Origin of the sequence: Chitinophaga sp. (assembly GCF_019236475.1) — a bacterium.
Classification (GTDB): Bacteria; Bacteroidota; Bacteroidia; order Chitinophagales; family Chitinophagaceae; genus Chitinophaga.
Genome location: NZ_JAFAIX010000013.1, coordinates 768,742 through 784,348, shown reverse-complemented (window position 1 = coordinate 784,348; position 15,607 = coordinate 768,742). Strand labels below are relative to the sequence as shown.

Here is a 15,607-nt window from a genome sequence, read left to right as displayed (position 1 = left end):
CGTTTCAGGAATAAAAAAAGTCCTTCGGTGATTAGCCGAAGGACCCAATATAAAATGTAAATTCTTTTTTTCTAAATTTCTTATATGAACTAACGGGCAACGTTTACCGCGCGTTTTTCGCGGATAACGGTTACTTTGATTTGGCCCGGATACTGCATCTCTGTCTGGATTTTGTTTGCAATTTCGAAAGAGAGGCGATCAGCGTCGTTATCGGAAACTTTATCACTTTCCACGATTACGCGCAGTTCACGACCTGCCTGGATAGCGTAGGCTTTTTCCACACCTTCATGGGAGAGGGCCAGGTTTTCCAGGTCTTTAATACGTTGCAGGTAGCTTTGCATGATTTCGCGGCGAGCGCCTGGGCGGGCACCGGAGATAGCATCACAGGCCTGAACGATAGGAGAGATCACATACTGCATTTCCATCTCGTCGTGGTGAGCGCCGATAGCATTTACTACCGCAGCGTGTTCACCATATTTCTCCGCCAGTTTGGCGCCGAGGAGGGCGTGGCTCAGTTCAGTTTCTTCGTCTGGTACTTTACCGATATCGTGGAGGAGACCGGCACGTTTAGCTAATTTAGGGTTGAGGCCCAGTTCTGCTGCCATTACAGCGCAGAGGTTAGCTGTTTCTTTAGAGTGCATGAGCAGGTTCTGACCGTAGGAAGAGCGGAAACGCATTTTACCTACCAGGCGAACGAGTTCTTTATGCAGACCATGGATACCCAGTTCGATAACGGTTCTTTCACCGATATCCATTACCTGTTCTTCCAGTTGTTTCTTAGTTTTTTCTACTACTTCTTCGATACGTGCAGGGTGGATACGACCGTCCTGAACGAGGCGTTGCAGGGACAGACGTGCGATTTCACGACGCAGTGGGTCGAAGGAAGAGAGTACGATAGCTTCAGGAGTATCATCTACGATCAGATCTACACCAGTAGCGGCTTCGATGGCACGGATATTACGGCCTTCACGACCGATGATTTGGCCTTTGATTTCGTCGCTTTCGAGGGTGAATACGGTGATGGTATTCTCGATAGTCTGTTCAGCAGCAGTACGCTGGATAGACTGGATGATGATTTTCTTAGCTTCTTTGTTCGCTTTTGTTTTAGCGTCTTCGATGATTTCCTGGATATGAGCCAGGGCTTGGGAGCGGGCTTCTTCTTTCAGGCTTTCCACCAGTTGGTGTTTAGCTTCTTCAGCAGTGAGGCCGGCCACTTTTTCAAGACGACGGATATGTTCTTCCTGGTGCTTTTCCAGTTCCGTACGTTTGATGGTTACCAGTTCCATTTGACGGTTCAGCGTCTCTTTAATCGCGTCATTTTCATTGATTTGTTTCTGAACCTGTTCATTTTTCTGGTTAAGACTCTGTTCCTTTTGTTTGATACGGTTTTCAGAGTCAACGAGTTTTTGATTGCGTTGGAGCACTTCCTTTTCGTGCTCGCTCTTCATTTGCAGGTATTTTTCTTTCGCTTCGAGCAGTCTGTCCTTTTTCATGTTCTCGCCGGTAGTCTGTGCATCGGCGATGATTTTTTTGGCCTGCTGTTCAGCGTCGTCTATTTTCTGTTGTGTATTTTTAGCAAATATCACTTTTCCTGCCGCAATCCCTATTATTAGCGCTACTATAGCAGTTATTATAAGCGTAACATCCATATGAATTCTTTAAAACTTGATTTATGTAGTATTCTCTAAACCCTGTACTTCATGCAGTTTCAGGGCGAGAACTGACCCGCGAAAATACAAAAAAATAGCAGTAAAGCGTGTTTAATACGTGATTATTAGCATTTTAGCTAATTCATTGTTTAACAACGCGTAACGTGTTAACCCAGTGCTTGGTTGATTAATTCTTCGAGTTTTTCGAGCTTTTCCTGTAAAAATGGGGCAGTAATTGCCTGGGCTTTGCCACCACTGGTTACGGGGTGGGTAGCATACATAATGAGGGCCATCGCGATGTAATCTTGAAGGTCTTTCCCTGCGTAAGAGGCCTTGAAATCAACTATTTTCTCATTCACTTCTTTCATAATGCGACGTACCTCTTCTTCCTCTTCCGGTTTTATCTTGATCCGGTAAGAGCGGTCCGCCACGACAATGTTTACTGGAATGAGCTGGTCCATTCGGATATTTGGTTTACTTCAAGTGACACTTATGCATTCAATAGGGCGATACATCTGTCAATTTCTTTGATATAATCATTGATTTTGCCGCGTATCTCCTTACGGAAGGCTTCATCTTCCTCCGCTACGGGATGAGTTCCCTGGGTACTGGCAGCGATTTTCATCAACTGCAGCCTTTCTTCCAGACCCTGTATAACTCCCTGCTGCTCATGCAACTCCTGTTGCCTGGTGTTTAGTTCTTCGCGCAATGACGCATTTTCGGACTGCACCTGCTGCATTTTTTTCAGCAGCAGGTGCAATTTTTCCTCCACACGTTGTATGTATTGCTCAAGAACCATATTACTGATTAATTATTTTCGGATCTCCGCCTGCAGTTGTGTCTGGAAGTTTTTTACCAGTTTATCCATTACACTGTCAATTTCCTTGTCAGTGAGGGTTTTCTGGCTATCCAAGAAAGTGAAGCTCACGGCGTACGATTTCTTATTCGCACCCAGTTTTTCGCTCTCGAACACATCGAACAGATTGATATCCTGCAATAAAGGCGATTTCACTGCCTTTGCTGCTGCTTCCACGGCGGCAAATTTCACTTGTCTGTCTAACACAAGGGCCAGATCACGACGAACTGCCGGGAAACGTGGTATTTCTTTGTAAAAGTTATCACTTTTTTGCAACAGTCCGATCATTTTATCCCAATTAAAGTCCGCAAACCAAACTGGTTGTTTAATATCAAACTGTTTCAGTTGTTGTGAAGATACACCACCAAGCGTTACCACTACCTGATTTTTTACTTTAATTTCCCAGGAAGGGGTCAGGCCAGTACCTTCACTTTCAGCCCATTGTAGGTTACGATAGCCCAGTTGTCCGAGAACGTTAATAACATACCCTTTCAGGAAGTAGAAATCCACCGGAGCGGCTTTGTGCATCCAAGTTTCTGCTGTTTTCTGACCGGTCAGATATAGGCTTAAGTGGTTGTTTTCGATGTACTTGCCTTCTTTAGCCAAGTATGTTTTCCCGAATTCAAAGAATAACAGATTTTCATTCTTACGGTTCAGGTTATGGGAAATTGCTTCCAGACCAGTTTCCAGCATGGATGGACGCATGATGTCCAGTTCCACGGTGAGACTGTTCATCATTTTCACCGCAGTAGCCAGTACCTCTTCCGGATAGTATTTGCTGTTCGTGATAGAGTTGGTAAAGATTTCATTGAAACCATTACCAGCCAGGTAATCAGCAATTTTTTCCTTCACTTTTTCAGGATCTGGTTGTGCCGACAGTGCTGGGGAAATAGATACTTGAGAAGGAATCGCGATGTTATCAAGTCCGTCAATGCGCATTACTTCCTCTACCAGATCTGCAGGGAGACTGATATCAGGTTTGCTGAATGGAACGGCTACGCGAATACCTTCGGCGGTTTCCGCGAGAACATCGAAGCCCAGGCTAACGAGGATATTCTTGATTTTATCCGCAGGGTAGTTGCTACCACTCAGTTTGCGTACATATGCGTAGGTAGTTTCCACTTCAGTTTTACGTTTAACGGAAGGGTAAACATCCTGTACTTTAGAGGCAATTTGTCCGCCTGCCAGTTCTACAATCAGATTGGCAGCGCGTTCCAGTGCGAACACCACATTGGAGATATCCACACCTTTTTCGAAACGGGTAGCTGCGTCTGTGCGGAGGCCGTGACGGAAGGAGGTGGTACGGATCATGCCTGCATTGAAGAAAGCACTTTCCAGGAAGATTTGGGTAGTCGTATCCGTTACACCGGAGTGTGCGCCGCCGAATACGCCGGCAATGCACATTCCTTCACCAGCACCGTTGCAGATCATCAGATCAGAGGCATCCAGTTTCCTTTCTTTGTCGTCCAGGGTAACGAAGATGGTATCTTGTGGCAGGTTTTTTACCACGATCGCATTTCCTTTTACCGCAGTGGCATCGAAAGCGTGTAAAGGTTGGCCGGTTTCATGGAGTACGAAGTTGGTGATATCCACAATATTGTTGATAGCACGTACGCCGATGGCTTCCAGTTTGTTTTTCAGCCATTCAGGAGAAGGACCCACTTTTACGCCGGTGATGCTTACACCGGAGTAACGAGGACACCCGTCCGTATTTTCGATGGTGATACTGATAGGCAGTTCAGGGCCGGAAGGAGTCAGACCGTTGAATACTGGCAGTTGCACCTGGTATTTGTGTGTATGTTCGAGGTTATTGAGGAATGCGCAAACGTCTTTGGCTACGCCGATATGGCTCATTGCATCCATACGGTTTGGCGTGAGACCAATTTCGTATATCCAGTCCTGTGCGGGATGGAAAATTTCGCTAGCAGGTGTTCCTGGAACGAGGGAAGGATCGAGTACGAGGATACCATCATGGCTGGTACCCATACCGATTTCGTCTTCGGCACAGATCATACCTTGACTTTCTTCGCCTCTGATTTTAGCTTTTTTCATGGTTACGGGTTCTCCGCCAACAGGGTAGATGGTAGCGCCGATAGGGGCTACGACTACTCTTTGTCCTGCTGCAACATTGGGAGCGCCGCAAACGATGTGCAGTGGTTCTGCAGCACCGATGTTCACTGTAGTCAGGCTTAGTTTATCCGCATTGGGGTGTTTGGCAGTTGTCAGCACTTCTCCGATCACTAAACCTTCCAGGCTTCCTTTAACAGCTTCAAATTTTTCGAGGCTTTCCACCTCGAGGCCGATGCGGGTTAAGATGGTGGATAATTCCTGTGGTGTAGGCTTCACCGGTAAATAATCACATAGCCAGTTGTATGAAATCGTCATTTTATTAATCTGATCAGTTAATATATAAGAGCCGTAAAGTTAAGCCTTGGCGCGCAAAGGCGCAAAGATTTTGGCTCGCAAAGTCGCAAAGGGTCAAAGGCGCAAATGATATCAGTAGAATTAAATAAATAACAATTATGTATATAATTGATTATTACAATGAAATGATATTGTTTCAGTAGACACGTGTCTCCCGGAACAACATCATTTATTCTACATTGCGATCTTAATTTCTTTGCGACTTTGCGATACAAAATCCTTGTTCTGAGAAAAAAAAGCAAATGTGAAAATCTTTTTTTCACAAATGTGTGTGAATAATCAGACCTTTGCTAGGGATTTTCCTGGCTTTTGGTGGAAAACTATGGTTGCGTCAGTGGATAACTGACATTTCGCCGGTGGATAACCTGTGACTGAGGCTTAATAAATTTAGTCCGTTTCGGGACAGTGATAAATGAAAAAATGCCATTACCTTAGTTTGTACGGCTCGAAAAAGTTTACAATTTCTTAAAGTAGCAATAAGCGTCAGAATGCGAGAATAATGCATACCAATCAATTGTAAAGCACCAGGAAAAGCCCATTGACAGTAACCTTTTATTAACTTTTTTTAACACACTAACCATAAATGGATCTCAATCTCAAGAAAGACCGCAATGTGCGCAGAAAATCGTCCATTGAGGTATCGTCCTTAGTGTACGGGAAAGTACCCCCTCAGGCTAAGGAACTGGAAGAAGCTGTTTTGGGAGCCATCATGCTGGAAAAAGGTGCCTTTGACGTTGTTGTAGAGATATTGAAGGGAGAGTGTTTTTACGTAGAGGCGCACCAGTTAATATTTTCCGCCATGACCCGGTTGGCCTCTAAGTCCATGCCGGTGGATATTCTGACTGTTACAGAAGAGCTGCGTTCTATGGGATCTTTGGAGGCTGTAGGCGGAGCGTTTACAGTAATGAAGTTGACCAACTCGGTTGTTTCTTCTGCCAACATCGAAGCCCATGCGCGTATTATCCTGCAGAAATTCATCCAGCGAGAGCTGATTCGCATTTCCGGAGAGATCCTTACAGAATCTTACGAAGATACGGCTGATGTATTCGACCTGCTTGACAGTGCCGAATCAAAGCTGTTTGAAATCACAAATAACCACTTACGTAAAAACTATGACTCCATCGACCGCGTGTTGGTTAATACCATGAAACGTATCGAGGATCTGCGTAATAAAGGAGATGATATTACCGGTGTTCCATCAGGATTTCCTTCTCTGGATAAGGTTACATATGGTTGGCAGTCGACGGATTTGATCATTATTGCGGCACGTCCGTCTGTGGGTAAGACCGCTTTTGCGTTGAACCTGGCTAGGAATGCGGCGTTGCACCCAAGATTTCCAAAAGGTGCGGCGGTATTCTCTTTGGAGATGTCGTCCGGACAGATTGTACAACGTATTCTTTCTGCGGAGTCAGAGATTAAATTGGAAAAAATTTCCCGTGGTAAACTGGAAGAATATGAAATGAAGAAGCTGATGACCCATGGTATTGAACGCCTGGCGAAAGCTCCGATTTTCATTGATGATACCCCGGCCCTCAATATTTTCGAATTACGTGCCAAGTGTAGACGTTTGGTGCATAATCATGGCGTAGGCGTTATCATTATCGACTACCTCCAGTTGATGAGTGGAAGTGGCGATGGTAGAGGAAGTAACCGTGAACAAGAGATCAGTAAGATTTCGAGGGATTTGAAAGGGCTTGCAAAAGAGTTGCAAGTACCGGTGATTGCGTTGTCGCAGTTGAGTCGTGATGTGGAAAAACGAAAAGACGGTAACAAAATGCCGCAGTTATCCGATTTACGTGAATCTGGAGCGATCGAGCAGGATGCGGACATGGTTATGTTCTTGTATCGTCCTGAGTATTATGAAATCAATACCAATGAAATGGGTGAATCCAATAAAGGTGAAACCCACGTTCGTATAGCCAAGCACCGTAATGGTCAGTTGGATACTATCAAATTGAGAGCTGTACTGGAATTCCAGCGTTTTGAAGATGATGGTAGTTTGGAAAACCCAGGTGGTGGTAATCCATTCGCAGGTATGCGTCAGCAACATGGCGGCGGTGGCGGCAATGATGAAGCAAAACTCTATATCCAGAAAGGGTCCAAGATGAATGATATGGACTTTGATGAAGGATTTGAAGATGCTCCCTTTTAGCAGGTAAAAACTTATTTGCAAAAGCCGGCATCGTATGATGCCGGCTTTTTTATTGATATGAAATAACAGAAGAACCGATGAAACAATTGTATTTAAAGTATAGATCATACTATCGGGATAATTTCAGTTTAGCTTATCCGGTGGTGATTAGCCAGTTGGGGCATACCTTGGTGGCGCTATCCGATAGCCTTATTATTGGACATACGGGGAAAGTACCGCTGGCAGCGGTTTCTCTGGGAAATAGTTTGTTTTCCATCTTTATGGTGACAGGTATTGGCATGTCCTATGGATTGACCCCATTGATTGCACAAGAGAATGGTCGAGGTAATAAAAACAGTATTGGACATCTGCTCAGTCATAGTTTGATTATCAATATGACGGTAGGGGTATTGTTATCCATGGTTATTTATTGGGGTAGTGGACATATGGATTTGTTGGATCAGGAAGCCGATGTAGTGGCCCAGGCGCGGCCTTTCTTGCGTTATCTTGGGTTTTCGTTTATACCCTTGATGTTGTTTTTGACCTTCAAACAATTTGCAGAGGGATTGGGCTTTACTAGGCAGGCGATGAATATTTCTATCATTGGGAATATCATCAACATTGTCATTGGGATATCGTTGGTATATGGACTGTTTGGCTTACCGCGCATGGGCGTAGTAGGTGTGGGGATTGCCACATTTACAGATAGGTTGTTGATGGGGATTACCATGATGATTTATGTATTGCGTTCGCCTAGGTTTAAGGATTACCTGCGATCTTTTGGCTTCAATAATATCCAATTTTCTAATTTGAAGAAAATCCTGGGGATTGGTACGCCAGTAGCGTTACAGTATATTTTTGAAGTGAGTGCATTTAGTGGCGCCGCTATCATGGTGGGTTGGATGGGTGCTGCAGAACTGGCGGCGCATCAGATTGCGTTGAGTCTTGCTGCGATGACCTATATGATGGCCAGTGGAATATCTGCTGCTGCGGGGATTAAAAGCGGGAATAACTATGGTAAGAAAGATTTCCGAGGACTGCGTATGTCCGCCATTGCCAGTTACCATATGGTGTTGGTATTGATGGGAACCACTGCGTTGTTGTTTATGTTTGGGAATCATTTGCTGCCGATGTTGTATATACAGGATCAGCAGGTGGTAAGTATTGCAGCCCGATTATTGATTATTGCTGCGTTTTTCCAGTTGTTTGACGGTACGCAAGTAGTAGGATTGGGGGTGCTTCGTGGATTGGGAGATGTGAAAGTGCCTACGATTATTACCTTATTGGCTTATTGGGTACTGGGTATCCCATTGGGTTATTTCCTGGGTATTACCATGGGTTTTGGCGTAGAAGGCATATGGTGGGCGTTATTGCTCGGATTATTGACCGCATCCGTTTTACTGTTTGTAAGATTTCATACGCGCACTAAAAAACTGGAATTAGAAGCAGATATTTAGGACTTTTGCAAAAAACTGACTGATTGTAATATGGAATTACCTGTATTTTATGCACCGGAAATCCGGGAGGATGCTGTTTCCTACACGATGAATGAGGATACTTCGAAGTATTGTATCCAGGTATTACGGCATGAAAAGGGGGATACGGTATTGTTGGCCGATGGTCGGGGGAATAAGTATACCACAGTAATTACGGACGACAACAGGAAGAAGTGTGTAGTGCAGGTGAGTGGGCGGGAGCAATTGCCAGCGCCATCGCCTGCACTGCGTATAGCCATTGCTTTCACCAAGAATGCGTCTAGGATAGAGTGGTTTTTAGAGAAGGCCACCGAGATTGGTATACAGACGATTATTCCACTGGTGAGTGCTCGTACAGAGAAAGAAAAAATAAAAGCAGAGCGATTGCAGAATATCCTGGTATCAGCGATGTTGCAGTCGAAGCAGTTTTATCTGCCGGTATTGGAAGACCCGCAGGCTTTTGACAAATTGGTGGCCTCAAATAAAGATGCGCAGCGGTTTATAGCACATTGTTTACCGGACCAGAAAACAGCTTTGGAAGATGTGATGCAAGCGGGTAAGGATACGATTATATTAATTGGCCCTGAGGGCGATTTTACGCCTGAAGAGGTGAATGCTGCGCTGGCGGCAGGTTTTCAGCCGGTATCATTGGGGGGTACACGGCTTCGTACAGAAACTGCAGGTATGGTAGCTGCTGTAATTATGAATATCAAATCTTAACTACTTTTCTCATACAGATCTGTTCATTATCATTTAGATCTGTTCATTCCATTCGCGGAAAAGATTCTTGCTAGGCGTGGGTTTTCGATGTTTTTTTGATCTAGTTTTGGGTGGTGAATGTTTGTTTCCAACTTCAAAACGAGATCAAAAATGATAACCATCGGAAGTTCACGCCTATATTTTTATTGTTTGGACCTTTTGTTGGTTGACCTGATTTTACGCTATCATTAGCGTGGTTACACTACGGGCGTATACTCTCTCTCCTGGCCTGGTAATGGATTTTTAAACCTTTAAATATTTTAAGAATGATGACATCAAAACAGTTTGAAGAATTAGGAGAAAGGATGAAACGAAGGATGGCTCATAACATCTCCTCTTACGAAAATTGGGAGCGATCTGTATTGGAATTAAATCTTCCGAGGATAAATACAGTATGGCTGCTAGAGTATTATAGAGTCGTTTTCTTAAAGGAGGATCCGAGTCTTGGTTTCTTCGCAGCACCGCTTGATGATAATGATTAGAGGAGGATATTATACATAAGTATTTTGGTGATTCTTCAAATAAGCAACTGACGAAACTAATTTATAACCCAAAAATTGATTTCAAAATGATTACATCAAGAGAACTTATTGACTTAGGAGAAAGGCTTGAAAAAAGAATTGAGCATAACATTTCCTCCTATGAAAATTGGGAGCATTCTGTATTGGAATTAAATCTTCCGAAAGTAAATACAATATGGTTGCTGGAGTTTTACAGAGTTGCTTTCTTAAATGAGGAACCAAGTCCGGAATTTTTTGAGATAATGGACGATGATGATTGATTAGAGAAAGGGCCACAGAAGACTTCTAAGTGATGTTATTAATAAGAAACTTACTTACAGACCATTTTATAACGCATAAAATTGATATGAAAATGATTACATCAAGAGAACTTAAAGAATTAGGAGAAAGTATGAAAATAAGGATGGCTCATAACATCTCCTCTTATGAAAATTGGGAACGCTCTGTTTTAAAATTAAATCTTCCAAAGGAGAATACAGTCTGGTTGTTGGAGTTTTATAAGGTTGCTTATCTTAAACAGGAACCGAGTCCTGAATTTATACAAGCAATGATTGATAATGATTAATGAGGTATCTAATTATTTAACTGTTAACCCACAATAATGAAGAAAATACCACTTTTATATGGATCTGACCCTGGTTTACTATTGGGCTTCCATGGTTGTGATAAATCAGTTGCAGAAGGTGTAATAGCGGGAAGGATAATGCTTCACCCGAGTGTAAATAAATATGACTGGCTGGGCCCAGGTATTTATTTTTGGCAGAATAATTATGAACGGGCAATGGAATTTGCCTGGGAACAAGCAAGGCGAGGTAAGGTATCTGAACCAGCGGTTATAGGAGCTGTTATAAGTTTAGATAATTGTTTGGACTTACTAGATAAACAATGCATCGATGTGTTAAAAGATTTTGCTTTGAACTCGATCTATGAAGTGAAAACAATTTTTGATTTTGTATTAAAAAAGCAGCATCCCATTCCAGAGACAGGAAAAAACAATACACTTTTGCGGGTTTTGGATAATTATTACATTGAATCATTACATGATGAAAGGGAGATGAAAAGAAAACCACCCTTCGATACCGTCCGCTGTGCATTCATAGAAGGTGCTCCCATCTACCCTGGTGCAGGGTTTTACGAGAAAAGTCATATTCAAATATGTATACGTAATCCTAACTGTATAAAGGGCTTCTTTAATCCTAGAGAAGAGATGGAATGGCCGGTTGCCAACAAGGCGCATTCCGAAGAAATGCCAAGTATTTTGAGTTAATCCTCCTGTAGCTATGTTCCTTCCCTTTGTAAGCTGAAGAATCGTTCCATTCAATTGTACCGCCCTAAATCTTCTCCCATGGCTGGTTTGCAGCCAATGCCCCTCTTTTTCTCCCGTTCTGTTCATTTTGTTCAATTTATCATGATCCTGTTCATTCTCATTCGGGGATTTGAAAGTTGAAAAACGCGGTTTTGGCTTTTCGCTTTTGAATAGTTTTGAGCTATCAATTAAAAACGACGTTATCAAAATGAGCAGCACAATTAAATACACCTACTATAAAAGTAACAGCATCACTAGGATTTCAACAGATCATCGTTTGTTAACCCAATGTTTGTTAACCCAATTTTTCTGTCATGAGTCAAAAACCAACCCATTTAATTCACAATGACGATGACCTACAAGAACGGCTGACCATTTCCTGGTCAGCCCCTTGTTTCGAGAAAATTTTTTGATGAAGGACCATTGCAGGGATAGCTTCAAGTGTGGGGCAGAGAAAGGGGAGGTTCATCGGTAATCTGCCTCACCGCCGGACGGGCCGGCTTTATTCCAGCCGGCCCAAATCCCGGTATCATATGCCTGTAGTGATTCATCGCATACTAACCCTTGCGTTTTCCAGGTAGTGAGGGATGCAGCTATAGGCATCCCGTTAGTGTAACCAATAACGGCTGGCCATTTCCTGGCCAGCCCACTATTGAAAAATAAACACATTTAACTATAGGTAGCGATATGATAGAAATGGAGATTGGCTAAAGATAGCCAATAGGGGAGGTGTTTGCCTATAGGTCTGTATAGACTTATTAAAGGGTGCTGGATTCATTGGCTGTAAAAGGTGGTGTATAATGAATTTACTGTCTGTAGAGAGAGGGGTATCTGTAAAGGATTTGTAAAGAATTGGTTTGTAATGGATTGCTTTGTAATGGATTCACTGTCTGTAAAGGGGCTGTAAAGAATGCTTTGTAATGGATTCACTGTTTGAAAAGGAATACATATAATGTATTCATTGTTGGTAGCCTATTCTTAAAATATCTTATAGCATTAGTTAATTTTTTTTATTTGGGGTAACGAGTTAGAAAATGAGTAGCAGATACGATTCGTTCGTATGCTGTGTGTTACTAAAGTATTTATTAATGGAGAATTCAAAGAGGAATCCATATCGGATTATCCATATCAATAATCCATATCGATTATCCAATTAAGGTTATCCACAGCGGATGTTATTTGACGATTTTTATTTTTCATAGTTTTTTTAGAGTTAAACAAATACCAAAAGTTAGGAGAAGGCGGATACGATTTTTCGTGTACTGCGATTACTCAAAGTGGCTGGCCATCTGATAGGGGATGGTCGGCCCTTTGTTCCCAAAAGGATTAGAAGATTAAACTCATATGGAGAGAGCAGTGAATATCTGTTTCTGAAGAGCATTAGGTGTTAGCGACGGAACGATTCTTCGCTGAGATACTATATGCCTGCGCTGGATGAGGAAGCTGGCAAAAGGGAGAGGTGTCATGAAGATTTCGTGACCCTCGTATGCACAAGGTGGCTGACTAACCTAAGTCGGCCCCTTGTTTCCATAACTGAGGATTTTATGATTGGAAAAAAACGTAGGATGGCGAAAAAGGCAGCACATGTGGTGATGTTTTTTACTGCACTTTTAACACTGCATGCTGCTGCTGCTTTCGTCAGATTACTCATATTGAGGTAACTCAGTATTGGTAAACCTTCCTTGTTTGTTAACCCAACTTTTTTTCATGGTTAATTTGTTAGTACAATTGTTTTGGTTAATGAAACGGTACGATTCCTCGACTGTTGTTCTGTTTTAAGAGACTGGCCTTAAAAAAGTCAGTCTCTTTTTATTCCAGGTTGCCAGAAACCAGATATGCTAGTATGCATAAGCTAACATCTGCCAGTATGCAATAAGCTAGATATACCAGTATATCATAAGCCAGTTATTCCAGTTATTCCAGTATACAATACTACCAACTAAAAACGGCTGATCCTTTTGGAATCAGCCGCCTAGTATTATGTTGTATTAAATAATCTATTCCTTGATAGTCGGTTCCTTTAATTCTACGGGCTTACCGTTCTTACGAACACGCATATTCAGCAGTTCCACCGCGAAAGAGAAAGCCATGGCGAAGTACACATAGTTCTTCAGGTGTAAAGCGTGTGCCTGCTCTGCATTCCAGCCCTCTACAATGAGGATAGCTCCTACCATCACCAGGAAGGACAAAGCCAGCATTTTCAGCGTTGGATGTTTGTGGATAAAGTCACTGATGCGTGGTGCAAAAAAGAACATGACTATCATCGCGATAACTACCGCAATGATCATCACTGGAATTTGACGGGCCAAGCCCACCGCAGTAATGATACTGTCGAATGAGAATACAGTGTCGATCAGGATAATCTGGCCAACAATATTGGCAAAGGATGCGCCACCTTTTTTGGGACCAGCAGCCGCTGTTTCCTCCTCTCCTTCCAGTTTATGGTGTATTTCCAATGTGGTTTTCACCAACAGGAATAAACCACCACCGAGCATGATAAGATCACGCAGACTGATTCCGTGATCGCCAATAGAGAAGAGTGGATGTACAGCACGAACAATGAAGCCGATGCAAAGCAATAATACAATGCGTATTGCCATACCTGCAAACATCCAGATACGCCTTGCCGCTGGTCGTTTGTCAGCGGGCAATCGGTTCAGTACAATAGATACAAAGATGACGTTGTCTATACCCAGGACGATTTCCATGAGTATAAGCGTGAGCAGACTGATGAGGGACTCAACAGTGAGAAATTGTTCCATATAGGTTTTAGTTCAGAATAAACATGCTACTATCGGCGGAGCCCAGCACAGATCTTCTTCACAATAGTTGGTCCTTCGTAAATGAATCCGGTATATACCTGCACCAGGGATGCGCCTGCATCTAATTTTTCCTGTGCATCCTTTGCAGAAAATATGCCACCTACTGCAATAATGGGAAAATTCCCATTACTTTTTTTGTGAATGTACCGTATTACTTCAGTGGATTTATCTTTTACGGGCAGTCCACTTAAGCCTCCAGCGCCAATAGCAGCGACTTCCGAAGCAGGTGTTAGCAGATCTTCCCTGCTGATAGTGGTATTAGTGGCAACAATACCCGCCAGTTTCGTTTCCTGTACGATTTCTACGATGTCGTCCAGTTGTTCTGTGGTCAGATCTGGCGCTATCTTGAGAAGTATAGGCTTAGGTTTGGGTTGTTGATTATTGAGCATTTGCAGGTGATGCAGTAATTGTTTCAATGGTTCTTTTTCCTGCAATGCACGCAGATTAGGCGTATTGGGAGAGCTGACATTCACTACAAAATAATCCACCACTGGGAAGAGTGCATGGAAACATTTTTCATAGTCACTGATGGCCTCTTCGTTTGGCGTCACTTTATTCTTACCGATATTACCACCAATAATGATATTGGATTTTTTATGCTGTAACCTTTTTGCAGCGGCCACCGCGCCTTCATTATTGAAGCCCATGCGATTAATCAAGGCCTTGTCTGCCGGCAGGCGAAATAATCTCGGTAAATCATTTCCTGGTTGCGCCACTGGCGTAACAGTACCAATCTCCACAAATCCAAAACCCAGACTGGCCAGTTCATCAATGAATTTGGCATCCTTGTCGAAACCGGCTGCCAATCCTACCGGATTGGGAAATTTCAGTCCAAATACTTCGCGTTCAAGGCTTTTGTCTTTTACGCCACAAAAAGCTTCCAGGATTTGTTTGCCCAATGGCAAAGAATAGATTGTTTTCATACCACGCATCACGCTGTGGTGAATGTTTTCCGGCGGATAGCGGAAAAGTATTTTCTTAACTAGATTGTACATGTTGGAGGCAAAGGTAGAAATTTTTATTCCTTTATTGTTGAAGGGAGATCACCTATATTTGCACCTCATCATGTTGGCGCTCCAAACTTTTGAGGAATTGTTCAGGGAAAACCATGCCCACTGTCTTGCTTTTGCGACTCACTATACCGGTGATTCCCATGAAGCGGAGGAAATCGTGCAGCAGGTATTCCTGAAACTATGGGAAAAAAGGGATACTATCGTAATCACCGGTCCCGTAAAGGCATACCTGTTCTCAGCCATCAGGAATGCTGCCATTAGCCAATGGCGAAAAACCGTTGTTAGCAACGAAAAAGAAACCGCCTACGGCCTTTCCCGCGAAGCCGCTACCCAAGCCACCGATGTAAGGGAACTGGAAAAACTATACCACCAGGCCCTGGAAAGACTCCCGGAAAGATGCCGGGAAGTATTTATTCTCAGCAGACATCAGCAAATGAAATATGCCGAAATCGCCGAAACCATGAATATTTCGGTGAAAACAGTGGAAAATCAAATGGGTAAAGCCCTGAAAATTTTGCACCAAGAACTCAAAGAATACCTCCCTTTGCTGGCAATATTCTTGTTCTGAAAAAATATTTCCGGCTACATAGGGGAAAGCCAATAGCAGATGCGTCTATTATAATGCATATGACTGTCATGCTATCATTAAAT

The 15,607-nt window shown here is 43.0% G+C and carries 14 protein-coding genes; 7 read left to right on the top strand and 7 right to left on the bottom strand.

Annotation, left to right across the window (positions count from 1 at the left end; translation table 11 throughout):
* Window positions 1-89: 89 nt before the first annotated feature.
* From rny to pheT, 4 genes are all read right to left on the bottom strand, one after another.
* Window positions 90-1,649: a ribonuclease Y gene (gene rny / locus JO154_RS25180; protein WP_291951531.1), complete on the bottom strand. Its 1,560-nt coding sequence runs from the start codon at window positions 1,647-1,649 to the stop codon at window positions 90-92.
* A 167-nt stretch (window positions 1,650-1,816) separates the two neighbouring features.
* A complete protein-coding gene (locus JO154_RS25175; protein WP_291951530.1) occupies window positions 1,817-2,110 on the bottom strand; it encodes a cell division protein ZapA in 294 nt (97 codons plus the stop codon).
* A 29-nt stretch (window positions 2,111-2,139) separates the two neighbouring features.
* Window positions 2,140-2,448 carry a hypothetical protein gene (locus tag JO154_RS25170; RefSeq protein WP_291951524.1) on the bottom strand — a complete coding sequence of 103 codons (309 nt, stop codon included), beginning with the start codon at window positions 2,446-2,448 and terminating at the stop codon, window positions 2,140-2,142.
* A gap of 12 nt (window positions 2,449-2,460) precedes the next feature.
* Window positions 2,461-4,890, bottom strand: coding sequence for a phenylalanine--tRNA ligase subunit beta (gene pheT / locus JO154_RS25165; RefSeq protein WP_291951521.1), 2,430 nt, complete (start codon window positions 4,888-4,890; stop codon window positions 2,461-2,463).
* Between the two features lie 622 nt (window positions 4,891-5,512).
* Here pheT and dnaB point away from each other — a divergent pair.
* From dnaB to JO154_RS25135, 6 genes are all read left to right on the top strand, one after another.
* Window positions 5,513-7,081 (top strand): replicative DNA helicase, encoded by a 1,569-nt coding sequence (gene dnaB / locus JO154_RS25160; protein WP_291951518.1) that lies wholly within the window; start codon window positions 5,513-5,515, stop codon window positions 7,079-7,081.
* 77 nt (window positions 7,082-7,158) lie between these two features.
* Window positions 7,159-8,517 carry an MATE family efflux transporter gene (locus JO154_RS25155; RefSeq protein ID WP_291951515.1) on the top strand — a complete coding sequence of 453 codons (1,359 nt, stop codon included), beginning with the start codon at window positions 7,159-7,161 and terminating at the stop codon, window positions 8,515-8,517.
* Window positions 8,518-8,547: 30 nt separating this feature from the next.
* Entirely contained in the window at window positions 8,548-9,255 is a 708-nt protein-coding gene (locus JO154_RS25150; protein WP_291951512.1) for a 16S rRNA (uracil(1498)-N(3))-methyltransferase, read from the top strand.
* 607 nt (window positions 9,256-9,862) lie between these two features.
* Window positions 9,863-10,075, top strand: coding sequence for a hypothetical protein (locus JO154_RS25145; protein ID WP_291951509.1), 213 nt, complete (start codon window positions 9,863-9,865; stop codon window positions 10,073-10,075).
* 92 nt (window positions 10,076-10,167) lie between these two features.
* Complete coding sequence (locus JO154_RS25140) at window positions 10,168-10,380, top strand: hypothetical protein (protein WP_291951506.1); 213 nt, start codon at window positions 10,168-10,170, stop codon at window positions 10,378-10,380.
* Between the two features lie 36 nt (window positions 10,381-10,416).
* Window positions 10,417-11,082: a hypothetical protein gene (locus tag JO154_RS25135; protein WP_291951502.1), complete on the top strand. Its 666-nt coding sequence runs from the start codon at window positions 10,417-10,419 to the stop codon at window positions 11,080-11,082.
* A 504-nt stretch (window positions 11,083-11,586) separates the two neighbouring features.
* Here JO154_RS25135 and JO154_RS25130 read toward each other — a convergent pair.
* The 3 genes from JO154_RS25130 to JO154_RS25120 form a co-directional block, all read right to left on the bottom strand.
* Window positions 11,587-11,790 (bottom strand): hypothetical protein, encoded by a 204-nt coding sequence (locus tag JO154_RS25130; protein WP_291951500.1) that lies wholly within the window; start codon window positions 11,788-11,790, stop codon window positions 11,587-11,589.
* 1,328 nt (window positions 11,791-13,118) lie between these two features.
* On the bottom strand, window positions 13,119-13,883 hold the full coding sequence (locus tag JO154_RS25125; protein ID WP_291951497.1) for a TerC family protein: 765 nt from the start codon (window positions 13,881-13,883) through the stop codon (window positions 13,119-13,121).
* 29 nt (window positions 13,884-13,912) lie between these two features.
* Window positions 13,913-14,938: a quinone-dependent dihydroorotate dehydrogenase gene (locus tag JO154_RS25120; protein WP_291951494.1), complete on the bottom strand. Its 1,026-nt coding sequence runs from the start codon at window positions 14,936-14,938 to the stop codon at window positions 13,913-13,915.
* On the opposite strand from JO154_RS25120, the gene JO154_RS25115 reads away from it, so the two are divergent.
* Window positions 14,937-15,524 (top strand): RNA polymerase sigma-70 factor, encoded by a 588-nt coding sequence (locus JO154_RS25115; protein WP_291951491.1) that lies wholly within the window; start codon window positions 14,937-14,939, stop codon window positions 15,522-15,524. The two genes, JO154_RS25120 and JO154_RS25115, sit on opposite strands and share 2 nt — an antisense overlap.
* The last annotated feature ends 83 nt before the right edge of the window (window positions 15,525-15,607 follow it).